The sequence below is a fragment of the Streptomyces sp. NPDC002446 genome, assembly GCF_053595675.1.
On record NZ_JBSFYC010000008.1, the window covers coordinates 48,805 to 70,105 of the forward strand.

At 72.4% G+C, this 21,301-nt stretch carries 24 protein-coding genes; 6 read left to right on the plus strand and 18 right to left on the minus strand.

Annotated features, from left to right (window positions below; genetic code table 11):
- The first annotated feature begins 126 nt into the window (after window positions 1-126).
- Window positions 127-1,119 (plus strand): aldo/keto reductase, encoded by a 993-nt coding sequence (locus ACWD6P_RS06995; protein WP_451443000.1) that lies wholly within the window; start codon window positions 127-129, stop codon window positions 1,117-1,119.
- 105 nt (window positions 1,120-1,224) lie between these two features.
- On the opposite strand, the gene ACWD6P_RS07000 is transcribed toward ACWD6P_RS06995, so the two are convergent.
- Window positions 1,225-1,905, minus strand: coding sequence for a helix-turn-helix domain-containing protein (locus tag ACWD6P_RS07000; RefSeq protein ID WP_451443099.1), 681 nt, complete (start codon window positions 1,903-1,905; stop codon window positions 1,225-1,227).
- A 317-nt stretch (window positions 1,906-2,222) separates the two neighbouring features.
- Between ACWD6P_RS07000 and ACWD6P_RS07005 the strand changes: the two genes are divergently transcribed.
- Complete coding sequence (locus ACWD6P_RS07005; RefSeq protein ID WP_451443001.1) at window positions 2,223-2,633, plus strand: VOC family protein; 411 nt, start codon at window positions 2,223-2,225, stop codon at window positions 2,631-2,633.
- Window positions 2,634-2,691: 58 nt separating this feature from the next.
- On the opposite strand, the gene ACWD6P_RS07010 is transcribed toward ACWD6P_RS07005, so the two are convergent.
- The 4 genes from ACWD6P_RS07010 to ACWD6P_RS07025 form a co-directional block, all read right to left on the minus strand.
- Window positions 2,692-3,258: an NADPH-dependent FMN reductase gene (locus tag ACWD6P_RS07010; RefSeq protein WP_451443002.1), complete on the minus strand. Its 567-nt coding sequence runs from the start codon at window positions 3,256-3,258 to the stop codon at window positions 2,692-2,694.
- Between the two features lie 164 nt (window positions 3,259-3,422).
- Window positions 3,423-3,854 carry an ankyrin repeat domain-containing protein gene (locus tag ACWD6P_RS07015; protein WP_451443003.1) on the minus strand — a complete coding sequence of 144 codons (432 nt, stop codon included), beginning with the start codon at window positions 3,852-3,854 and terminating at the stop codon, window positions 3,423-3,425.
- Between the two features lie 224 nt (window positions 3,855-4,078).
- The gene (locus ACWD6P_RS07020; protein ID WP_451443004.1) at window positions 4,079-5,086 is read right to left on the minus strand and encodes an asparaginase; all 1,008 of its coding nucleotides are present in this window, start codon (window positions 5,084-5,086) and stop codon (window positions 4,079-4,081) included.
- A gap of 53 nt (window positions 5,087-5,139) precedes the next feature.
- On the minus strand, window positions 5,140-5,919 hold the full coding sequence (locus tag ACWD6P_RS07025) for an RsiG family protein (protein ID WP_451443005.1): 780 nt from the start codon (window positions 5,917-5,919) through the stop codon (window positions 5,140-5,142).
- 176 nt (window positions 5,920-6,095) lie between these two features.
- On the opposite strand from ACWD6P_RS07025, the gene dtd reads away from it, so the two are divergent.
- On the plus strand, window positions 6,096-6,521 hold the full coding sequence (gene dtd, locus ACWD6P_RS07030; protein ID WP_451443006.1) for a D-aminoacyl-tRNA deacylase: 426 nt from the start codon (window positions 6,096-6,098) through the stop codon (window positions 6,519-6,521).
- 288 nt (window positions 6,522-6,809) lie between these two features.
- On the opposite strand, the gene ygfZ is transcribed toward dtd, so the two are convergent.
- From ygfZ to ACWD6P_RS07060, 6 genes are all read right to left on the minus strand, one after another.
- Window positions 6,810-7,790, minus strand: a complete 981-nt coding sequence (gene ygfZ / locus ACWD6P_RS07035) for a CAF17-like 4Fe-4S cluster assembly/insertion protein YgfZ (RefSeq protein WP_451443007.1) — start codon at window positions 7,788-7,790, stop codon at window positions 6,810-6,812.
- A gap of 31 nt (window positions 7,791-7,821) precedes the next feature.
- Window positions 7,822-8,259 (minus strand): Fur family transcriptional regulator, encoded by a 438-nt coding sequence (locus tag ACWD6P_RS07040; protein WP_451443008.1) that lies wholly within the window; start codon window positions 8,257-8,259, stop codon window positions 7,822-7,824.
- A gap of 69 nt (window positions 8,260-8,328) precedes the next feature.
- Entirely contained in the window at window positions 8,329-9,348 is a 1,020-nt protein-coding gene (locus ACWD6P_RS07045; RefSeq protein WP_451443009.1) for an ABC transporter substrate-binding protein, read from the minus strand.
- Window positions 9,349-9,356: 8 nt separating this feature from the next.
- On the minus strand, window positions 9,357-10,139 hold the full coding sequence (locus ACWD6P_RS07050; protein WP_451443010.1) for an ABC transporter ATP-binding protein: 783 nt from the start codon (window positions 10,137-10,139) through the stop codon (window positions 9,357-9,359).
- The gene (locus ACWD6P_RS07055) at window positions 10,139-11,182 is read right to left on the minus strand and encodes a FecCD family ABC transporter permease (RefSeq protein ID WP_451443011.1); all 1,044 of its coding nucleotides are present in this window, start codon (window positions 11,180-11,182) and stop codon (window positions 10,139-10,141) included. The genes ACWD6P_RS07050 and ACWD6P_RS07055 overlap by 1 nt, the downstream gene beginning before the upstream one ends.
- A gap of 252 nt (window positions 11,183-11,434) precedes the next feature.
- Window positions 11,435-12,022 (minus strand): FABP family protein, encoded by a 588-nt coding sequence (locus tag ACWD6P_RS07060; protein ID WP_451443012.1) that lies wholly within the window; start codon window positions 12,020-12,022, stop codon window positions 11,435-11,437.
- Between the two features lie 261 nt (window positions 12,023-12,283).
- Here ACWD6P_RS07060 and ACWD6P_RS07065 point away from each other — a divergent pair, with 261 nt between their 5' ends.
- A complete protein-coding gene (locus ACWD6P_RS07065) occupies window positions 12,284-12,649 on the plus strand; it encodes a DsrE family protein (RefSeq protein WP_399148699.1) in 366 nt (121 codons plus the stop codon).
- Window positions 12,650-12,688: 39 nt separating this feature from the next.
- Here the strand turns inward: ACWD6P_RS07065 and ACWD6P_RS07070 are convergent, their stop codons facing one another.
- The 7 genes from ACWD6P_RS07070 to ACWD6P_RS07100 all read right to left on the minus strand — a co-directional run bounded on the left by ACWD6P_RS07070 (window position 12,689) and on the right by ACWD6P_RS07100 (window position 17,130).
- Window positions 12,689-12,919 carry a hypothetical protein gene (locus ACWD6P_RS07070; protein WP_451443100.1) on the minus strand — a complete coding sequence of 77 codons (231 nt, stop codon included), beginning with the start codon at window positions 12,917-12,919 and terminating at the stop codon, window positions 12,689-12,691.
- Window positions 12,920-13,129: 210 nt separating this feature from the next.
- Window positions 13,130-13,417 carry a DUF1416 domain-containing protein gene (locus tag ACWD6P_RS07075; protein WP_189861150.1) on the minus strand — a complete coding sequence of 96 codons (288 nt, stop codon included), beginning with the start codon at window positions 13,415-13,417 and terminating at the stop codon, window positions 13,130-13,132.
- A 39-nt stretch (window positions 13,418-13,456) separates the two neighbouring features.
- On the minus strand, window positions 13,457-14,302 hold the full coding sequence (locus tag ACWD6P_RS07080; RefSeq protein WP_451443013.1) for a sulfurtransferase: 846 nt from the start codon (window positions 14,300-14,302) through the stop codon (window positions 13,457-13,459).
- A gap of 185 nt (window positions 14,303-14,487) precedes the next feature.
- Window positions 14,488-14,595, minus strand: a complete 108-nt coding sequence (locus ACWD6P_RS07085) for an Ms5788A family Cys-rich leader peptide (RefSeq protein WP_363152786.1) — start codon at window positions 14,593-14,595, stop codon at window positions 14,488-14,490.
- Between the two features lie 215 nt (window positions 14,596-14,810).
- Window positions 14,811-15,506, minus strand: a complete 696-nt coding sequence (locus tag ACWD6P_RS07090; protein WP_451443014.1) for an LmeA family phospholipid-binding protein — start codon at window positions 15,504-15,506, stop codon at window positions 14,811-14,813.
- Window positions 15,507-15,701: 195 nt separating this feature from the next.
- Window positions 15,702-16,874 (minus strand): hypothetical protein, encoded by a 1,173-nt coding sequence (locus ACWD6P_RS07095; protein ID WP_451443015.1) that lies wholly within the window; start codon window positions 16,872-16,874, stop codon window positions 15,702-15,704.
- Window positions 16,875-16,884: 10 nt separating this feature from the next.
- The gene (locus tag ACWD6P_RS07100; RefSeq protein WP_451443101.1) at window positions 16,885-17,130 is read right to left on the minus strand and encodes a MoaD/ThiS family protein; all 246 of its coding nucleotides are present in this window, start codon (window positions 17,128-17,130) and stop codon (window positions 16,885-16,887) included.
- Window positions 17,131-17,338: 208 nt separating this feature from the next.
- On the opposite strand from ACWD6P_RS07100, the gene ACWD6P_RS07105 reads away from it, so the two are divergent.
- Together ACWD6P_RS07105 and ACWD6P_RS07110 are read left to right on the plus strand one after the other, a co-directional pair.
- Window positions 17,339-19,072, plus strand: coding sequence for an ABC transporter ATP-binding protein (locus ACWD6P_RS07105; protein WP_451443016.1), 1,734 nt, complete (start codon window positions 17,339-17,341; stop codon window positions 19,070-19,072).
- A gap of 137 nt (window positions 19,073-19,209) precedes the next feature.
- Entirely contained in the window at window positions 19,210-21,111 is a 1,902-nt protein-coding gene (locus ACWD6P_RS07110; protein WP_451443102.1) for an ABC transporter ATP-binding protein, read from the plus strand.
- Window positions 21,112-21,301: the final 190 nt, after the last annotated feature.

Sequence of the window (21,301 nt, forward strand, 5' to 3'; positions counted from 1 at the left end):
GGCGGGGGCGTGCGCGCACACCCGCACCGGCCCGGCGCCGACGCCTTGTTGACTTGGAGTGCGCTCCAACTCATACCGTCTCGAACGGGATTCCGGGACGGGCCCGGTCCAGGAGGTAGCAGCACCATGACCACGACCAACATTCCTTCGCGCAAGCTCGGTGAGCTGGTGGTCTCCGCGCAGGGGCTCGGCTGCATGGGGATGAGCCACGGATACGGGGAATCGGACGACGAGCAGTCGATCGCGACCATCAACCGAGCCCTCGACCTCGGCGTCAGCCTGCTGGACACCTCCGATTTCTACGGTGCGGGGCACAACGAAGAGCTGATCGGCCGGGCCATCGCCGGCCGGCGCGACGAGGTGGTGCTGGCGACGAAGTTCGGCTTCGCCAACCGGCTGGGCGAGCCGACCGCGATCCGGGGGGACGCCACCTACGTACGGCAGGCCTGCGAGGCGTCGCTGCGCCGGCTCGGGGTCGACCACATCGACCTCTACTACCAGCACCGCGTCGACCCCGACGTACCGATCGAGGAGACCGTCGGCGCGATGGCCGAACTGGTCGCGGCGGGCAAGGTACGGCACCTCGGGCTGTCCGAGGCCGGTGCGGCGACGCTGCGGCGGGCGCACGCGGTGCATCCGATCGCCGCGCTGCAGAGCGAGTGGTCGCTGTGGACCCGTGATCTGGAGCAGCAGATCGCGCCGGTGTGCCGTGAACTCGGCATCGGCCTGGTGCCGTTCTCGCCGCTCGGCCGCGGATTCCTGACCGGGCGGTACACCTCGGTGGAGGGCCTGTCGGACTCCGACGTGCGCCGGACCCAGCCCCGCTTCGCCGACGGCAACCTCGAACGGAATCTGGCGATCGTCGACAAGCTCGACGCACTCGCCGCCGAGAAGGGCGTCAGCGCCGGGCAACTCGCCCTGGCCTGGGTCCAGTACCGCGGCGACGACGTCGTACCGATCCCTGGCACCCGCCGGCAGAAGTACCTGGAGGAGAACCTCGGCGCCCTCGCCGTCGAACTGTCCGCCGACGAACTCGCCGCCATCGACGCCGCGGCCCCGGCGGCCCGGATAGCCGGGACCCGCTACGACGAGGTGAGCATGGGCTTCGTCGACGGCTGACCCATCGGATGCCGCCGGACGGGCCTCTAGGCCTGCGACATGACCACCCGGACCGGGGCGAAGTGGCCGTGCCGGCCGGAACGATGGTGTGGTTGAGGGTCACGGTCACGGGGCGCTCCCGGGGTGGTTGAGGGTGCCGTGCAGGAGTACGGCGATGAGCTCTTCGGGCGTGAGCAGGGCTTCGGCCTCGCCGGCCGGCGACTGCAGACGGGTGAACAGCAGGCCCAGGAAGACGGACGCGACCTTCTCGGGGCTGAGGCGGAAGGCTGCCCGGTCCGGTTCGATCAGCTCGATGACGCCGTTGCGGAGGGCGGTGACGGACTGCGCGCGGGCGTCCGGCGGCGGCCCGCCGCCGGGCGTACGGGCTTCGGCGGACGTGCGGGCTTCGGCGGACGTGCGGGCGTCGCCGGTCCTGGTACCGGAGGTGCGGGCATCGGCGGCAGGGCCGCCCGAGGCGGGCGCGGCGGCGGGCTCGGGGCCGCGGCGGTGGCCCGAGGCGTGCAGGGCGCTGATCACGGTGCCCATGCGCTCCATGTGGGCACGGAGCGCCTCGGCGGCCTCGGCCAGCCGTACGGAGAGCGGCTCGTCCAGCGAGATCGAGGTGAGCTCGCGCAGGACATGGTCGGTGCCGACGGCCTCGGCGACACAGGCGTCCAGCACCTCGTCCTTGTCCCTGAAGGCACGGAAGATCGTGGCCTCCCCGATCCCGGCGGCGCGCGCGATCCGGCTGGTCGTGACGGCCGCGCCGTACTCCGCGACGAGCGGCAGTGCGGCGGCCACGATCATGGCCCGGCGCTGCTCGACGCTCATACCGGGGGCGCGCCGGCGCGACCGCGGCGCCGACGCGGCCGCGGGCTGTTGCGGGGCCTGCTGTGGGGCCTGCTGTGGGGCCTGCTGCGGGGGCCGGTGGGGGAACTGCCGGTGCTGTTCCGTCATGGCATCAGGCTATGGAGTGAGTGCTCACTCCGTCACGGGGAGTCAACGGGGCGGATGGCCGCATGCGGATGTCCGGTCCCGCTCCCTAGACTTCTTGCAGCGCGACACAAGCCGGTGGTGACGGCGGCCGTCACCCGTACGTCGCCCGTACGGAAGGACGGCGCGCCATGGACTGGAAGCTCGAACTGGTGCCGATTCCGGTGTCCGATGTGGACCGTGCGAAGCGCTTCTACAGCGAGCAGATGGGCTTCACCGTGGACCACGACATGTGCGTCGGCGGCGAGGCGCGGATCGTGCAGCTGACGCCGCCGGGGTCGGGCTGCTCGATCGTCATCGGAACCGGCGCCGGCGTCACACAGGTGCCGCCCGGTTCGGTGCAGGGCCTGCAGCTCACGGTGTCCGATATCGCCGCGGCCCGCGCTCAGCTGGTCGAACGGGGCGTGCCGGCCAGCCCCGTACAGCATGTCGAGGACGGGGCGATGGCCGACGGCCCCGGCGGGGCGTGGAACTCGTTCGTCTACTTCCACGACCCGGACGGGAACGGCTGGTCGCTGCAGGAGCGGCCCGCGGAGGCCTGAGCCGCGGCCGAACGGCGCGCCGCCCCGGGCGGCCGGCGTCCGAGGCGCCCTAGCTGCCCTAGCCGCCGTACGGACGCGCCGCCCGCGCCTCGCGCAGGGTCACCGCCCACCAGCTCAGCTGCCGGAGCAGGGCGTCGGCGGCCTTGGCGGCGGGGGCGGGGTCGCGCAGCCGGCCGGTGTCGTCGAAGAGGTTGCCGGCGAGGGCGAAGCTGACCGTCTCGCGCACCGTCGTGGCGTGCAACTCCGCGAAGACCAGGCGCAGTTGCTCGACGGCGCGGAGCCCGCCGGAGATCCCGCCGTACGAGACGAAGCCGACCGGCTTGGCCTGCCACTGGCGGTTCAGCAGATCGATGGCGTGCTTGAGGGGCGCCGGGAAGGAGTGGTTGTACTCCGGGGTGATCACGACGAAGGCGTCGGCCTCCTCGACGCGCTTGGCGAAGGACTCGTACTCCTCGCTGCCGTAGCGGAGTTCGTACGGGCGGACGGCGTCCAGGTCGATGACGTCCACGTCGATATGGGCGTGGCTCTCGGCGTGCCGGGTGAACCAGTTCGCGATGACGGGCGCGAACCGGCCCTCCCGGGTGCTGCCGATGATCACTGCGAGACGGTACGGGTGCTCGGACATGGTCGGCCCTTCGTGGCGTGGCGGGAGTCGGCGGACGGCGGTGTCGCCGTCGTCGGAACCCGACGCTAGGACCTCAAGCAAGCTTGAGGTCAAGCGTGGTGAAGGAACCGTCCCCGCACCGTCCCCGCCCCCGCACCGTCCCCGCCCCCGTACCGTCCGCCGGCTCACCCCGCCCCGAACAGCTCCAGCAACTCGGTCTTCTGGAACATCCGGGCCGTCTCGATCGCCGAGGGCGTGCCCGCCGCCGGGTCCGCGCCGTGCGCGATCAGGACCTTGACGACCTCGTCCTCGCCCTTGAAGACCGCGCCGGCGAGCGGGGTCTGGCCGCGGTCGTTGGGCCGGTCGGGATCGGCGCCGCGCTGCAACAGCGCCTCCGCGGTGGCCGGATGGCCGTGGTAGGCGGCCAGCATGACCAGGGAGTCGCCCCTGTCGTTCGTCAGGTTGGCGGGGACGCCCGCGTCCACATAGGCGGCGACGGTGTCGGTGTCACCGTGCCGCGCCAGGTCGAAGACCTTCGCCGCGAGCTGCAGTACCTCGGGGTCGTGCGCGTGCTCGATCGCCTCGGGCCCCTGCGGCTCGGGATTCGCGTCGCTCATGGTCGCCGGCCTCCTGTGTGGTGGGTGGTGCGCATGTGCACTGTCATCGCCACTTTATGCAGGCCATGGCCGCCGCGGCAGCGGTCGCGGGGCCGATCGGCAGCGGTCGCGGGGCCGATCGGCAGCGGTCGCGGGGCCGATCGGCAGCGGCCGGCCGACCGCCGGCGGTCGCGGGGCCGAGGCGGCCGGAGCCACCCCGCCCCACGAAAACGCTGCCCCGCCCCTCAGAACGCCGCCCGGATCTCCCCCACCCGCACGCCGCCGCCCAGCAGCGGCACGTCCTCCAGCCGCGCCAGCACCTCGGACTCGACGCCCATGCCGCGCAGGGTGCGGGCCAGGATCGGACCGAGGGTGCGGGTGGCGCCGTCGTCGATCTTGAAGGCCAGGGCGCGGCCGTCCGGCAGGGCCAGCGCCTGGACGGCCTCGGCGCCCATCTTCGACAGGGTGCCGGGCAGCGCCCGCATCAGCCAGGTGTCGGGGCGGCGGGTGCCGGCGACGTACTCCGGGTGCGCGCGCATGGCGTCCGCGACCCGCCGCTCCGGGGTGCCGGGCTCGGCCAGGACGAAGTGCCGGAAGGCGCGGGCCAGGCCGGTCAGGGAGAGCGAGAGCAGCGGCGCGCCGCAGCCGTCGGTGCCGACGTGGGCGACGTCCTCGCCGCCGGCGGTGCGCACACCCTCGGCCACCAGCTGCTGCAGCGGGTGGTCCTGGTCGAGGTAGGAGTCCAGCGGCCAGCCGTTGAGCGCGGAGGCGGCCAGCATCGCGGCGTGCTTGCCCGAGCAGTTCATGGCCAGCCGGTCGCGGACCCGGCCCGCGGCGAGGTAGGCCTCCGCCTCCTCCGGGTCCAGCGGCAGGTCCGGCGGGGTCTGCAGATGGCCGGCGGTCAGGCCGTGCTCGGCCAGCATGGTCCGTACGAGATCGAGGTGGAAGGCCTCGCCGGAGTGGCTCGCGGCGGCCAGCGCCAGCCGCTCGCCGGACAGCTCCAGGCCCGCCCGCAGCACGGCGGCGGCCTGCATCGGCTTGTTCGACGAACGGGGGAAGACCGGCGCGGCCGCATCGCCCAGCGCCCACTCCACGCTGCCGTCGGCCGCGAGCACCACCAGCGAGCCGCGGTGCCGGCCCTCGACGAAGCCGGAGCGGACGACCTCGGCCAGTACCGGGGACGCCGGGGAAGGCACGGGTGCGGCGGGCGCCGCGGCCGGCTCGGGAATCGGGATGGGCGAGGACGAGGTCATCGGCGGCCTTCCGGGTGGGGGAGTGACCCCTGTCCCCAAGGCTTGTGGCCCGGTCAGGACAGCAGGTCGTCTACTTGTGCTTCGCCTTCACGGTACCTGCGGGCGATTTCCGCGCTGCAATCGTCGGTGGTGCGCTGCAGTGACTGACGGCGGCGCGAGACCTGCCGTTCGTAGCGGATCAGCCGGCCCATCGCATCGTGCAGTTCCTGGTCCGTACGCGCGGTGAGATCGGACAGCTCCACCTCGCCGAGCATCTCGTCGGCCAGCCTGCGGTACTCCTCGCTGTGCGGTGTGCCGAGCGTGACGTGCCGTGCCGAGGAGCGGTGCCGGGACGGCAGGTCCGTCAGGATCTCCGGCAGCCGGTCGAGCAGCGGTGAGTGCTGCGCGCTGCGGCGGGCGATCTCGGCCCGCAGGATGTCGATCCGGCCCTGCAGCAGCCGCCGCAGATAGCTCAGATCGGCCTCTTCCTGCTGCGAGTCACGCCGCACCACCCGCAGCTCGGGCAGCCCCAGGCCGGAGAGCTCGGGGGCGGTGGCCGGGCGGCAGTGGTCGCGCTGCTGCGGGGGGCGGGGGTGCTGCGCCTGGCCTGCCTGGAGCATGGGGCCGTCCTCGGTGCCGGCGGGCTCGACCCGAGCCGCTGGGGTGGTCGTCGTGGTGGTGGGCGGTGCGGTGGCGGTGCTCGTCGTGGCGGCGGCCGGCGGCGCCGGCGGGACGGGTGCGGCGGGTGGGGCGGGTTGGGGATCCGGCGCGGGGACCGGTGTCGTCCGTCCGGCCGGTGTCGTACGGGCGGTTGGTACGGGACCGGGTGTCTGTCCGGCGCCGAGAGTGCTCATGAAATCGTTCCGTCCCCTCGTCCGGTGCCGCGTCCAGGGCATGTTGTCCGTGAAACGCACCACGTGCACGCATCGTGCCACTCTGGGCGGTCCTTCTGCAGGGCCATGGCACCCGAACGGCCCCCGTACGGGTACGGCTGTCCGAAGGGGTCCGGGCGCCGGGCATCATGGCGGGTATGCGAGCTGTGGTGCAGAGAGTTGACGGCGCACGCGTCGAGGTGGCGGGCGAGACGGTCGGGGAGATCGTCGGCGAGGGCCTGTGCGTGCTGGTGGGCGTGACCCACGACGACACCCCGGCCAAGGCGGCGCAGCTCGCCCGCAAGCTGTGGTCGGTGCGGATGCTGCAGGGCGAGAAGTCCTGCTCGGACACCTCGGCGCCGCTGCTGGTGATCAGCCAGTTCACTCTCTACGGTGACGCCCGCAAGGGCCGCCGCCCCACCTGGAACGCCGCGGCGCCTGGCCCGGTCGCCGAGCCGCTGGTCGACGAGGTCGTCGCCCAGCTGCGGGCGCTGGGCGCCCAGGTCGAGACCGGCCGCTTCGGTGCGCAGATGAAGGTGTCGCTGACGAACGACGGGCCGTTCACCGTCCTGGTGGAGGTGTAGGCCCGGGCCCGCGGAGACCGGGGGGCGCGGCGGGCCCTTAGGGGGCAGGCGAACAGATGCCGTAGGGGATACGGGCGCCCCCTGCGGGGCCACAACGCGGCGGTGGGGGAGGGTATTCCCGCACCGCCGTCACGGCCGCGCCCCGCCGTCACGGCCGCGCCCCGCCGTCACGGCGCGCCCCGCCGTTACAGTGAGCCCCGCTCTTACAGGGCGCCCCGCTCCTTACGGCGGGCCCCGCCGTGGACCCCGTCGCGGGCCCCGCGGACCCCGTCGCGCGCCCCGCGGCCCCTAAGGCTCGACAACGACCTCCTGTGCCGCCGCCGTGCTCCCCGCCATCAGCTCGGCGTCCACCGGCACGTTCCGCTTGACCAGGGCCAGCGCGATCGGGCCGAGCTCGTGGTGGCGGGCCGAGGTCGTGACGAAGCCGAGCTGGCGGCCCTCCTCGCCGTCGGCGGCCAGGCGCACCGGGGTGCCGTGCGGGGGCAGATGCACCTCGCTGCCGTCCAGGTGCAGGAAGACCAGCCGGCGCGGCGGTTTGCCCAGGTTGTGGACCCGGGCCACGGTCTCCTGGCCGCGGTAGCAGCCCTTCTGGAGGTGGACGGCGGTGCCGATCCAGCCCAGCTCGTGCGGGATGGTGCGGTGGTCGGTCTCCAGGCCCAGCCGCGGGCGGTGCGCCTCGACCCGCAGCGCCTCCAGCGCCAGCACGCCGATCGCCGGACCGTGCGCGGCCGCGAAGGACTCCAGGCCGTCACGCGGCAGGAACAGATCGCGGCCGTGCGCGGTCTCGCGTACGGCCACGCCCTCGGGCGCCTCGGTGATCGAACCGGCCGGCAGATGCACCACGGCGATCGCGTCGGTGCGGTCGGCCACCTCGACCCGGTAGAAGAACTTCATGCTTTCCAGGTAGGCGATCAACGCCTCCTGGTTGCCCGGCTCGGTGTGCAGCCAGGTCGTCTCGCCGTCGTCGACGAGGTAGAGGGCGTGCTCGATATGGCCGTGCGCGGAGAGGATCAGCGCCTCGGTGGCCTGGCCGGGCGGGAGTTCGCTGACGTGCTGGGTGAGCAGCAGATGCAGCCAGCTCAGCCGCTCGGGGCCGGTGACGGTGACCACACCGCGGTGCGAGAGGTCCACGAAGCCGGAGCCGTCGGCGAGGGCGCGCTGCTCGCGGAACAGGTCGCCGTAGTGCGCGGCGACGCCTTCGTCGGGCGCCTCGGCGGGGACGGCGCCGGGCAGCGACAGCAGGGGGCTGGCGGGTGATTGTCGCAGCATGGGGCAAGCCTACGACTCGCCGGCGGCTGACTCAGCCGTCGCCCTCCGCGGCCTTGGCACGGCAGGCCGCACAGCGCCCGAAGATCGCGAAATGCTTCATATCCGTCTCGAAGCCGAACTGTTCGCGCAGAGTGGCGGTGAAGGGGTCGGCCACCGACTGGTCCGCCTCGATGACCTCCGTGCAGTCCCGGCACACCAGATGGATGTGGTGGTGGCGGTCGGCGAGGTGGTACGTCGGCGCGCCGTGCCCGAGATGGGCATGGCTGACCAGGCCCAGCTCCTCCAGGAGCTCCAGGGTCCGGTAGACGGTGGAGATGTTCACCCCGCCCGCCGTCTTGCGCACCTCGGTGAGGATGTCGTCCGGGGTGGCGTGCTCCAGTCTGTCCACGGCCTCCAGGACGAGCTGACGCTGCGGGGTCAGGCGGTATCCGCGCCTGCGGAGGTCGCTCTGCCAGTCGGTGGTCACCACACAGCCAGTGTAGGAGGCGGGCCGCCGGCGCGGAGGCGCACCGCGGAGGCGGCCCGTCCGTATCCCGCGTCAGCCGGCCGCCCGGACACCGCGCAGATAGCGGGCGAGAGCGCTGATCGCGGCCGGGTTGCGGGGGCTTTCGACGAGGTCGGCGTAGTCCATGACGTAGATCCGGTCGTTCTTGACCGCCGAGACGTTCGCCAGCGGGGCGTAGGACTTCAGGAACGCCTTCTTCTGCTCGCCGGTGGGGGTGCCGTAGTCGTTGATGACGATGACGTCGGGGTCGCGGGCGACGACGGTCTCCCAGCCGACGGTCGTCCAGGAGTCCTTGAGGTCCTTCATGACGTGGTCGCCGCCGGCCTTGGTGATGATGTCGTGCGGGCCGGCGTACCTGCCCGAGGTCAGCGGCTTGTCGCGGCCGCCGTCGTAGAGGAAGACGGAGGGGCGCCGGCCGGGGGCGGGAGCCTTCGCGGCGGCCTCGGCGACCTGCTTCTTGTACTTCGCGACCAGGGCGGCGGCCCGGTCCTCGACGTGGAAGATCTTCCCGAGGTTCTCCAGGTCGGCGTAGAGCGCCTCCAGGGGCGGCATCACCCCGCGGGAGGTGCCGGAGGCGCCGTTGCGGCAGGACTCGGTGAGCACATAGCTGCCGATGCCGAGCCGCTTGAGGGAGGCGGGGGTGAGGTCGTTGTCCTCGCCGAAGCCGTAGTTCCAGCCCGCGAAGACCAGGTCGGCCCTGGCGTCCAGCGCGATCTCCTTGGTGATCGCCTTCTTCGAGAGCCAGGGGACCTTGGCGTACGCGTCCTTCCAGGCCACCGCCTCGATCCTGCCGCGGTATGCGGGCATGACGTAACCGGCCATGTGGTCCTGGAGGCCGAGCGCGAACATGATGTCGGCGATGCCGACGTCGTTGGTGACCACGCGCCGCGGCGCCCGGTCGTAGGTGGTCTTCACCCCGCAGTTCTCGACGGTGACCGGGTAGTGGCCGCCGGCGGCCTGCCGCGGGGCGCCGCTCCCGGCGACCTCGGCTCCGCAGCCGGTCAGGGCGAGCGCCAGGACGGTGAGCAGGGCGGCGGGACGGCGGATGCGCATGGTGGTCCTCATGGGGCGGTGGGGGCGATGCGGTCGAAGAGCAGCTGTACGGCGCCGGATTCGGGGTGCCGTACGCGGTGCGCGCGGACGTGGAAGACCTCGGCGAGCAGGTCCTCGGTCAGCACGTCGTGCGGGGCGCCGGAGGCGACGATGCGGCCGTGCGCGATGACGTACAGCTCGTCGCAGTGCACGGCGGCCAGATTGAGGTCGTGCAGGGCGGTGAGCACGGTCAGCCCGCTGCCCCGTACGAGCGAGAGCACCTCCAACTGCTGGGCGATGTCGAGGTGGTTGGTGGGCTCGTCGAGGACCAGCACCTGCGGCTGCTGGGCCAGCGCGCGGGCGATCAGCACCCGCTGCTTCTCACCACCGGACAGGCTCAGAAAGCCCCGGCCGCCCAGGTGGCCCGCGCCGACCCGGGCCAGCGCCGCCGCGCAGATCTCCCGGTCGGCGTCGCTCGGCCGCCCGGAGCCGCCGCGCTGATGCGGCAGCCGCCCCATCGCGACGACCTCGGCGGCGGTGAAGTCGAAGTCGGTGGCGGCCTCCTGGGGGAGCGCGGCCAGGTGCCGTGCGCTCTCGCGGGCGGTCATGGCGTGCAGCTCCGCGCCGTCCAGCCGTACCGTGCCGGCGGCCGGGCGCAGCGCGCGGTAGACGCAGCGCAGCAGGGTGGACTTGCCGCTGCCGTTGGGGCCGACCAGCCCGACGAGCCGGCCGCTGCCGGCGCGCAGGGTCAGCTCGTGGACGAGGCGGGTGCCCGCCACCTCCACGGACAGCTCCTCGATGTCGATCCGCATCAGGCGCCCCCTCCGAAGCTGTAGCCGCGCCGGCGCATCAGCACGACGAAGCAGGGCACGCCGATGACGGCGGTGAGCACCCCGACCGGCAGCTCGACGGGCGCCAGCACCACCCGCGAGAGGGCGTCCACCCACACCAGCAGTACGGCCCCGAGCAGCGGCGCGACGGCCAGTACCCGGCGGTGGTCGGCGCCGACCAGCATCCGGGCCGCATGCGGCACCATCAGCCCGACGAAGCCGATCGCGCCGCTGACCGCGACCACCGCTCCGGTGACGGCGGCCGCGACCACGAACAGCTCGCGGCGCAGCCGCTCGGCGTCCACCCCCAGGGCCGCGGCGGTCTCGTCGCCCATGGCCAGCGCGTTCAGCCGGCCCGCGGAGAGCAGCAGGTGGACCAGGGCGGCGGCCACCGCGACCGCGGCGATCGGCAGCGAACCCCAGCCGGCCCCGCTCAGGCTCCCGAGCAGCCACATCATCGCCGAGCGGGCCGCCTCGCCGCGGTCGGCGCTGAAGACCATCAGGGTGGTGATCGCGGAGAAGCCGTAGTACATCGCGGTGCCGGTCAGCACCAGTCGCAGCGGGGTCAGCCCGTGGGCGGTGCGGGCCGCCGCGTACACCAGGACCATGGCCAGCAGCGCGGAGACGAACGCCGACACCGACAGCGCCCAGATGCCCAGCGCGCCCAGTGCCCCGAAGAGCAGGACGGCGTTGGCGCCGACGGCCGCGCCGGAGGAGATGCCCAGGACGAAGGGGTCGGCGAGCGCATTGCGGACCAGCGCCTGGACGGCCACGCCGATGGCGGCCAGCCCGGCGCCGACGACCGCGGCCAGCAGCACCCGGGGGAAGCGCAGCTCCCACACGATGGTGTACGAGGCGACCTCGCCGGGCGTGATGGTGCCGCCGGTCAGTCCGGCACCGAGGTAGCGCAGCACCTGTGCCCAGCTCACCCCGGCGGCGCCGAGGCCGACGCCGCACAGCAGGGAGCCGAGGAGGGCCACACAGAGCGCGGCCGCCAGCGGGGTGGTACGGGCGGGGCTTGCCAAGGGACGTACGCCTTCGGCTCGGGCCGCGGGCGTGGGAGTCCCCCCTGCTCCTGGAGAGCTTGGGGGAGGAAGGAGCGGCGGCCCGCGGCACGAGGCAGCGGCGCGTCCCCTCGCAGTCCGCGGCGAGTTGTCAGGATCGTGCGCCGCCGCGGGCGATCGGGCTTGCGGAAGGGGTCTTCCGCTTACCGTTGCGGGTCAGCGCCGGACTCTCACCGGACTTCCCCCGCGGGGCGCGTCACACCAGGGGGCCGGTCAGCCCTTGTACGGGGTGCCGTCCGGGTTGAAGAACGCGACCCCGTCCGGCATGTCGTCGGGCAGGCTCTCGGCCCACTCCTTCAGGTCGGCGACCTTCTTCAGATGCGCCGACATGTACGGGCGCAGCGGGACGTCCGGGGTGGTCTTCTCGCCGACCCACATCAGGTCGCTGTTGACATAGCCGTAGAGCCGCTTGCCGCCGCTGTACGGGCCGGAGGCGGCGGTGCGGGCGACGGCGTCGGTGGCCAGGTCGATCTGCGGCTTCTTGTCGGCCAGCTCGCCGTACCAGACCTCCGCGACACCCTGGTCGCGGATCATCACGACCTCGACCTTGCGGTCCGCGTCGACGCGCCAGTAGCCGCTCTCGGTCTCCAGCGGGCGGACCTTCTTGCCCTCGGCGTCGAGCACCCAGCTGTGCGAGGTGTACTCCAGGAAGTCGCGGCCGTCGTGGGTGAAGGTGACCTCCTGCCCGAAGTTGCACTTCTCGGCGCCCGGGAAGTCGGAGACGCCGGCACCCTCCCAGCGGCCGAGGAGGAAGGCGAGCGGCACCAGGGACGGGTTCAGGTCGGACGGGATCTCGATCATGACAGCTCAGACGATCTGTAGAGGAGGGAGGGGAAGGTCGGGTCAGCGCTGGCCCTGGTACAGCTTCTTCCAGGTCAGACCGGCGAACGCGATCACGCCGACGCCGACCAGAACCAGCAGGGTGGTGAAGAATGCCTCAAGCACGAGCGCGCTCCTTGGACGGAGTGAGGGTGGAACGGACCGCCTGCGAGTCTAGTCGCCACCGGTGACAGCGGCGCTGTGAGGTCGGCCGCCCGTCCGGTGCCGTCCTACTCTTGCCCCATGGCGAAGAAGCTCGTGATCAAGGTGACGGCGGGTGCCGATGCGCCCGAGCGGTGCTCGCAGGCGTTCACGGTGGCGGCGGTGGCGGTGGCCAGCGGCGTCGAGGTGTCGCTGTGGCTGACCGGGGAGTCGGTGTGGTTCGCGCTGCCGGGGCGGGCGGCCGAGTTCGAGCTGCCGCACGCCGCCCCGCTGCCGGAGCTGATCGACGGGATCCGCGCGGGCGGCGGGGCGATCACGGTGTGCACCCAGTGCGCGGCCCGGCGGAACATCGAGCAGAAGGACCTGATCGAGGGGGCGGGCATCGCCGGGTCCCAGCTCTTCGTCAGCGAGATCATGCCGGACGACGTGCAGGCGCTGGTGTACTGATCCGGCCCCGGGCGGCGGGGTGCCCGGCGGCGGGGGCGGCTACCGCGGGTGCTTGTCGTCGCCCCGGTCGTCCAGCTCGCGCCACCAGCGGTCGGACTCGGGATCGCCCGACTCGTCCCACCAGCGCTCGCCGGGCTCCCGCCGGTTGCCGATGATCGCCGCGACCGGCGGGATGACCATGGCGACCAGGCACATGCACACCGCGGCCGGCACCGACCACAGCCGCACCACGCCCCAGGCCAGGACGAACAGCACGAGGCACGCGCCCATCAGCACGAAGTACCGGCGATGACGGCGCTCGGCGGGCGACCGGCGGCGGCTGTCCATAGCTCCACGGTAAGTCCGCGGCACAGCGGAAAGAAGCCGCCGCGAACGCCCGTTCCGGGCCCCGGACACCCCGGAGGGCCGCACCCCCGCGCAGGCGTCCAAACCTCTGGGGTGCGGCCCTCCGGCCGTACGGAAAGTGCGTACAGACCGCCGTCAGACGGCGATGGCGACCTCCGCCAGGCCACCCTTCTGGGCGACGACGGTACGGTCCGCGCTGCCGCCCGGGACGAGCGCACGCAGCGTCCACGTGCCCTCGGCCGCGTAGAAGCGGAACTGTCCGGTCGCGGAGGTGGGGACCTCGGCGGTGAACTCGCCGGTGCTGTCCAGGAGTCGGACGTAACCGGTGACGGGCTGGCCGTCGCGGGTCACGCTGCCCTGGATCGTGGTCTCACCGGGCTTGATGGTCGAGGCGTCCGGGCCGCCGGCCTGTGCTCCACACATGGGTACTTCCTTGAGGGGTTCGGGGGAGAGGCTTCTTGCTTACTTGTTGGCGCCGAGCTCGATCGGGACGCCGACCAGGGAGCCGTACTCGGTCCAGGAGCCGTCGTAGTTCTTGACGTTGGTCTGGCCGAGCAGCTCGTGCAGCACGAACCAGGTCAGCGCGGAGCGCTCACCGATCCTGCAGTACGCGATGGTGTCCTTGGCGAGGTCGACGGACTCCTCCTCATAGAGGGCCTTGAGCTCGTCGTCCGACTTGAACGTGCCGTCGTCGTTGGCGTTCTTCGACCACGGGATGTTGCGGGCGCTGGGCACGTGGCCGGGGCGCTGCGACTGCTCCTGCGGAAGGTGCGCGGGGGCGAGCAGCTTGCCGCTGAACTCGTCGGGGGAGCGCACGTCGACGAGGTTGAGGCTGCCGATCGCGGCGACGACGTCGTCACGGAAGGCGCGGATGGAGGTGTCCTGGGCCTTGGCCTGGTACTGGGTCGCCGGGCGCTCGGGCACCTGCGCGCCGTCGACCAGGTCGCGCGAGTCCAGCTCCCACTTCTTGCGGCCGCCGTCGAGCAGCTTGACGCTGTCGTGGCCGTAGAGCTTGAAGTACCAGTACGCGTAGGAGGCGAACCAGTTGTTGTTGCCGCCGTAGAGGACGACCGTGTCGTCGTTGGCGATGCCCTTGGCGGACAGCAGCTTCTCGAAGCCCGCCTGGTCGACGAAGTCGCGGCGCACCGGGTCCTGGAGGTCCTTCTTCCAGTCGATGCGGACCGCGTTCTTGATGTGGTTCTTGTCGTAGGCCGAGGTGTCCTCGTCGACCTCGACGATCACGACCTTCGGGTCCTCGAGGTGGGCCTCGACCCAGTCGGCGTCTACGAGGACGTCGCTACGGCTCATGTTCTTCTCCTCCGGGGCAGTTGCGGGGGCGGTTGCAGAGTGGCACGCGGGTACGCCGGACACGCGCCTTTCCTGTCCGGATGGCCCGTTGTGTTCGAACGGGGCCGAAGTGGCGCTGTGCGGGGACTCGCGGGGTGGCGGGGTCCGAGGGGCGGACCCGGGGTGAGACGGGTGGGAAGGGCCCGTCAGACAGGGCGACAGAGCATGGCGGCGACGCGGCACAGGTCTACTGCCCGCCGCTTCGTGAGTACCGCCTGTCCCCGTGGACGGAGACCGCTCAATGCGCTCTGCATGCCACCGATCGTAGGGACGCCGGGCCGGGCATGTCACCGGTGTGTCGAATGGCGAGACGCGTCTGTCCGTTATGTGGGACGCGGAGTGGTGCGGGGCGGCCCCGGGCGCCCCGCCGGAGGCCGTGCGCCGGTGGGGGGTCTGGCGTACGGACCGGGGTGTCTCAGGAAGTGGACAGCGCGGCGGGCCGGTGGGGCGGCCCGCCGCCCTTCGCCCGTCAGCTGGGGATCTTGACGTTCTTCCCGGAGACCGAGAGGGAGATGCCGTCCGGCTTCGCCACCACCTCGTCCAGCTTGAGGTTGCCGGGCAGCCGGTCCAGCGTCCACACGTGGTCGGTCTGGGTGCGCACCTTCGACTGGCAGGTCGGCAGGGCCTTGCACATCGCCGGGATCTCGTCGGCGCGCAGCCTGACGGTGTTGCCGGAGACGGCCAGCGAGCCGGTCACCTCGATGGAGCTGAGGAGCGGCAGATTCGGCGAGATCTTGACCCGGGGGCCGTTCTTCTCCCCGGCGTAGCTGATCTTGATGCCGCCGCCGGCCGCCCTGGTCAGGTCCGCGTAGGAGATCGTGGCGCTGCCGGTGGCCGAGGCGGCGCTCTCGATGGAGGAGTAGTCGCTGGTCAGCCTGACGTCGTGGAACTGCGCGCGCAGCTTGTCCACGCGCAGCGTGCGCCCGTCGGCGCTGGCCGACATGCCCCCGAGATCCGCGTCCACCTCGGTCAGACTGCGGCCGAGGACCTGGGTCAGGAACGGGAAGCCCTTGATGGAGACCTCCGGGGTCCGGTCGAGCCCCTGGCTGCTGCGGATCTTCTCCGCGGCCTTGTCCTCGGCGAGATTCACCGCCAGCCGGTCGGCGGCCACGAAGAGCCCGCCGCATATGACGAGGATGACCAACAGCACGCGAAGTGCACGCATCGAACCACTTCCCCCACACCTGGGCCGGGTCCCGGCCGTATCGTCCGTGCAGGCCCCCTGCCTGCGCTCCGCACAGACCCTAAGGGACGTCGTCGGGGGAAGGCAGCGGCGGCCGCCGGGAAGGCGCAAGAACGACGGCCACCACGGGCGCTCCGTGGTGGCCGCCGGACCGATGACGCTCCCGGGCTGCCGGTCCTACTGGCCCAGCGCCCTGCCCAGGACGTACACCGCGGGCGCGGCCAGGGCCAGCGGCAGGGCGACGCCGGCCGTCATGTGCACAAAGCGGGAGGGGTAGTCGTAGCTGGCCACCCGCAGGCCGATCAGGGCGCAGCCGCCGGCCGCCAGGCCCAGCAGCGCGCCGGACGCGCCCAGGCCGGTGAGCTGGCCCGCGCCGATGCCGGCGCCCGCGGCGGCCAGCAGGGCGACGCCGACCGAGACGGGGAACGGCAGCGGCAGCGCACGGGCGAGGGTGGCCACCGCGACCGCGGCGGCGCCGACCGTCACCGCGTGCCCGCCCGCCGCGAGCTGTCCGGCGGCGAGCACCGCCAGCGCGGTCGAGGTCAGGCCGGCGGTCAGCGCGTACATCCGCTCGTCGGCGCTGCTGCGGTTGCGCAGCTGGAGGATCAGGACGAGCAGGCACCACACGCCCAGGGTGCCGATGCCCACCAGGGGCGCACTGGCGCGGTCGGTGGCCAGCAGGGCGGCGTCGGTGGCGAGCCCGGCCAGGAACGCCAGCGCGATGCCCTGGCGGGCCGGCCACATGCCGTTCAGCCGGAACCAGCCGGCGGCGGTGACCGCCTGCAGCAGCGCCACCGGGATGGCGAGCAGCGGGCGGCCCAGCGGCGCGGCCAGCGCGAGCAGCAGGGCGAGCCCGGCGGTCAGCGCGGCCGGCTGGATGCCCGGCGGGATGATCGGCGAGCGGCCCTCGGCGCGGGCGCGCTGGTTGGGCGCGAGGGGCGCGGCGGGCAGCGGCGCGGTGGCGGCCGGCGCGGCGGCCGGTGCGGTCCTGGCCGGCGGGTGCTGACGGGCGTACGGCTCCTCGGCCGGCGGCGCGCTCTGGTGCTGGGCGGGCTGGGCGGGCAGCTGGCCGTAGTGCGGCTGCGGCGCCGGCGCGGGCTGCTGCGGCGTCGGCTGCTGCTCGTATGTGCCGTAGCCGTACTGGCCGTGCCCGTACGGCTCGTGCGGCTGCGGCTGCGGCTGCTGTGCGTAGGGGTCGTACGCCTGCTGCCCGTACGGGGCGCCGTACGCCGTCTGCGGGTCGTGCGGCGCCTGCCCGGACTGCCCGTCCTGCTGGGCGTACGGATCCGGCTGCGCATACGGGTCGTGCGGCTGGTACGGGGAGTGGCCCTGGGGCTGGTAGTCGCTCATGGTCTCCTGCTCACCCTCCCGCGAACGGCGGCAGGACCTCGACGGTTCCGCCCTCGGCCAGGTGCACCGCGGCATGGTCGCGGGTGCCGACCGGATCGCCGTCCACCAGGAATGAGCAGCGCATCAGCACGCGGGCGAACTCGGGGTTGCCGGCATGCGCCGCGCGCGCCGCGTCCAGCGCCTCGGCGAGCGTCGCCGCCGCATACGGCTCCTCAGCCGTGCCGGCGGCGGCCTTCGCCGCGGCCCAGTAGCGCACGGTGCCAGTTGTTGTCACGGCGGCCTCTTCGTCGTGTCGGTCGGGGGGCCGCCTGTCGTGCGGGCCGCCCCGTCGTTGCCGCCTCCATGATGGCGTACGCGGCGGACGATCCGGGTCCGGGCAAGTTCTGGCAAAGGAGCACACCGCGTCCTGGGCCGACTGCCGTAAATTCGATTGCCGAAGGCAAGCGTTCACATAGGCTCCTTGTGTGTTGGTCCGACTCGCGCGGGGGCATCTGCGGCCCCACAGGCGCTCGATATCCCTGATCGTGCTGCTCCAGCTCATCCAGACCCTGGCGACCCTCTATCTGCCCACCCTCAACGCCGACATCATTGACAACGGTGTCGTGAAGGGCGACACGGGCTACATCCTCCGCGTCGGCGGCCTCATGACCGCGGTGACACTGCTGCAGATCGTCTGCGCGAGCGGCGCGGTCTACTTCGGTGCCCGTACGGCCATGGCGCTCGGCCGGGACATCCGCGCCGCGGTCTTCGACCGGGTGCAGTCCTTCTCCGCCCGGGAGGTCGCCACGTTCGGCGCCCCGTCGCTGATCACCCGCACCACCAATGACGTCCAGCAGGTCCAGATGCTGGTGCTGATGACGTTCACGATGATGGCCTCGGCGCCGATCATGTGCGTCGGCGGCATCGTCATGGCGCTCAACCAGGACGTGCCGCTGTCCGGGCTGCTGCTGGCCATCGTCCCGGCCCTCGGGATCGTCGTCTCACTGATCGTGCGCCGGATGCGTCCGCTCTTCCGCGGGGTGCAGGAGCGCATCGACACCGTCAACCGCGTGCTGCGCGAGCAGATCGCCGGTATCCGCGTCATCCGCGCCTTCGTCCGCGACCGGCACGAGCGCGAGCGGTTCGCCGGGGCCAACACCGACCTGTACGACGTGTCGGTGCGCGCCGGCCGGCTGATGTCGATGATGTTCCCGCTGGTCATGCTGATCGTGAACCTCTCCAGCGTGGCCGTCGTCTGGTTCGGCGGACTGCGCATCGACAGCGGCGCCATGCAGATCGGCGCGCTGACCGCCTACCTCAGCTACCTGATGTACATCCTGATGTCGATCATGATGGCGACGTTCATGGTGATGATGCTGCCGCGCGCGGAGGTCTGCGCCGAGCGCATCCAGGAGGTGCTGGCGACGGACTCCAGCGTCACACCGCCCGCACACCCCGTCACCGAGCTGCGCCGGCGCGGCGAACTGGAGCTGCGCGGCGTCGAGTTCCGCTTCCCGGGCGCCGAGCAGCCGGTCCTGCGGGACATCTCGCTGACCGCCCGCCCCGGCGAGACCACCGCCGTGATCGGATCGACCGGCAGCGGCAAGTCCACCCTCCTCGGGCTCGTCCCCCGGCTCTTCGACGCCACCGGCGGCGCGGTCCTGGTGGACGGCGAGGACGTCCGCACCCTCGATCAGGAGACCCTGGCCCGCGCCATCGGCCTGGTCCCGCAGAAGCCGTACCTCTTCTCCGGGACGGTCGCCAGCAACCTCCGCTACGGCAATCCCGACGCCACCGACGAGGAGCTGTGGCACGCCCTGGAGACCGCCCAGGCGCGGGACTTCGTCGAGCGGATGGACGGCGGGCTGGACGCCCCCGTCGCGCAGGGCGGCTCCAATGTCTCCGGCGGCCAGCGCCAGCGCCTGGCCATCGCCCGCGCACTGGTCCGCAAGCCCGAGATCTACCTCTTCGACGACTCCTTCTCCGCCCTGGACTACGCGACCGACGCCGCGCTGCGGGCCGCGCTGGCCCGCGAGACGGACCGGGCGACGGTGGTGATCGTCGCCCAGCGGGTCTCCACGATCCGCGGCGCCGACCGGATCGTCGTCCTGGACGAGGGCCGCGTCGTGGGCACCGGCACCCACACCGAGCTGATGGCCGGCAACGAGACCTACCGGGAGATCGTGCTCTCCCAGCTCACCGAGCAGGAGGCGGCGTGACCACCGCGGACAAGGGGGCCGCCGCCCCCGCGAAGACCGAGGAGACCGGGGAGACCGCGAAGACCGGGGAGACCGGGGAGACCGCCAAGGCGGCGCCGGTCCGGGGCCCGGCCCCCGCGGCCGGCCCGGCCCGTTTCATGGGCGGCCAGCCCACCGAGAAGTCCATGGACTTCAAGGGCTCCGGCAAGCGGCTGCTCGCCCAGATGCGCCCCGAGCGCGCCGTCATCTCCGTCGCGCTGCTGCTCGGGGTGCTGAGCGTGGCGCTGACCGTCGTCGGCCCCAAGGTCCTCGGCCACGCCACCGACCTGATCATGTCCGGCATCATCGGCCGCCGGCTGCCCGACGGGATCACCAAGGCCGAGGCCGCACGGCAGCTGCGCGCCCACGGCCAGGACGGGCTGGCCGACATGCTCGGCGCGATGCCGGTCGTCCCCGGCCACGGCATCGACTTCGGCGCGGTCGGCACGGTCCTGCTGTGGGCCACCCTGATCTACGCCGGTGCCTCCCTCTTCGGCTTCGTGCAGGCCCGGATCGCCACCAAGGTCGTCCAGCGCACCGTCTTCCGGATGCGCGAGCAGGTCGAGGAGAAGCTCGCCCGGCTGCCGCTGAGCTACTTCGACAAGCAGCAGCGCGGCGAGGTGCTCTCCCGCGCCACCAACGACATCGACAACATCCAGCAGACGCTGCAGCAGACGCTGAGCCAGATAGTGACCTCGCTGCTGACCATCCTCGGCGTGCTCGCCGTGATGTTCTGGATCTCCTGGCTGCTGGCCCTGGTCGCCCTGGTCACGGTCCCGGTCTCGGTCGTCGTCGCCACCAAGATCGGCAAGCGGGCCCAGCCGCAGTTCGTCCAGCAGTGGAAGACCACCGGCAAGCTCAACGCGCACGTCGAGGAGATGTACACCGGCCACAGCCTGGTGAAGGTCTTCGGCCGGCAGAAGGAGTCCGCCGCACTCTTCCGCGAGCAGAACGAGGCCCTGTACACCGCGTCCTTCAAGGCCCAGTTCATCTCCGGTGTCATCCAGCCCGCGATGATGTTCATCGGCAACCTCAACTACGTCCTGGTGGCCGTCATCGGCGGTCTGCGGGTGGCCTCCGGATCCCTGTCCATCGGTGACGTCCAGGCCTTCATCCAGTACTCCCGGCAGTTCAGCCAGCCGCTGACCCAGGTCGCCTCGCTGGCCAACCTCGTCCAGTCCGGAGTCGCCTCCGCCGAGCGGGTCTTCGAGCTGCTGGACGCGCGGGAGCAGGAGCCGGACGCGGCCGACCCGGCCCGGCCCGTGGACATCGCGGGCCGCGTCGAGTTCGAGGACGTCTCCTTCTCGTACACCGCGGACAAGCCCCTCATCGAGAACCTGTCGCTGTCCGTCCGCCCCGGCCAGACCGTCGCCATCGTCGGCCCGACCGGCGCGGGCAAGACCACCCTCGTCAACCTCCTGATGCGCTTCTACGAGGTCGGCGGCGGCCGGATCACCCTCGACGGCGTCGACATCGCCGCCATGTCCCGCGAGGAGCTGCGCTCCCACATCGGCATGGTCCTCCAGGACACCTGGCTCTTCGGCGGCACGATCGCGGAGAACATCGCTTACGGCGCCCCCGCCGGCACCTCCATGGACAAGATCGTCGCCGCCGCGAAGGCCACCCACGTGGACCGCTTCGTCCGGACCCTGCCCGACGGCTACGACACCGTCATCGACGAGGAGGGCGGCAATGTCTCCGTGGGCGAGAAGCAGCTGATCACCATCGCCCGCGCCTTCCTCGCCGAACCCGAGATCCTCGTCCTCGACGAGGCCACCAGCTCGGTCGACACCCGCACCGAGGTCCTCATCCAGCACGCCATGGCCCAGCTCCGCACCGGCCGCACCAGCTTCGTCATCGCCCACCGCCTGTCCACCATCCGCGACGCCGACACCATCCTCGTCATGGAGAACGGCACGATCGTCGAGCAGGGCTCGCACGAGGCGCTGCTGGCGGCGGGCGGCGCCTACGCACGGCTGTACGCGGCGCAGTTCGAGGCGGCGGTGGCCGAGACCGGCTGACGCCACGCACACGAGGCGGAGTCCGGCGGCGAGGGGCGACGGGCCGTGCCCGGTGCCCGGTGCGCAGGGGGTGCGCATCCGTGCGCTCTCCGTGCGCCCCCCCAGGGCGCGCCGCGCCGCCCGCCGCCGGGCCGCGGGAGGCCGTACCTCCCGGACGGAGACATGATCACGTCCGCATGCTGGGAAAACC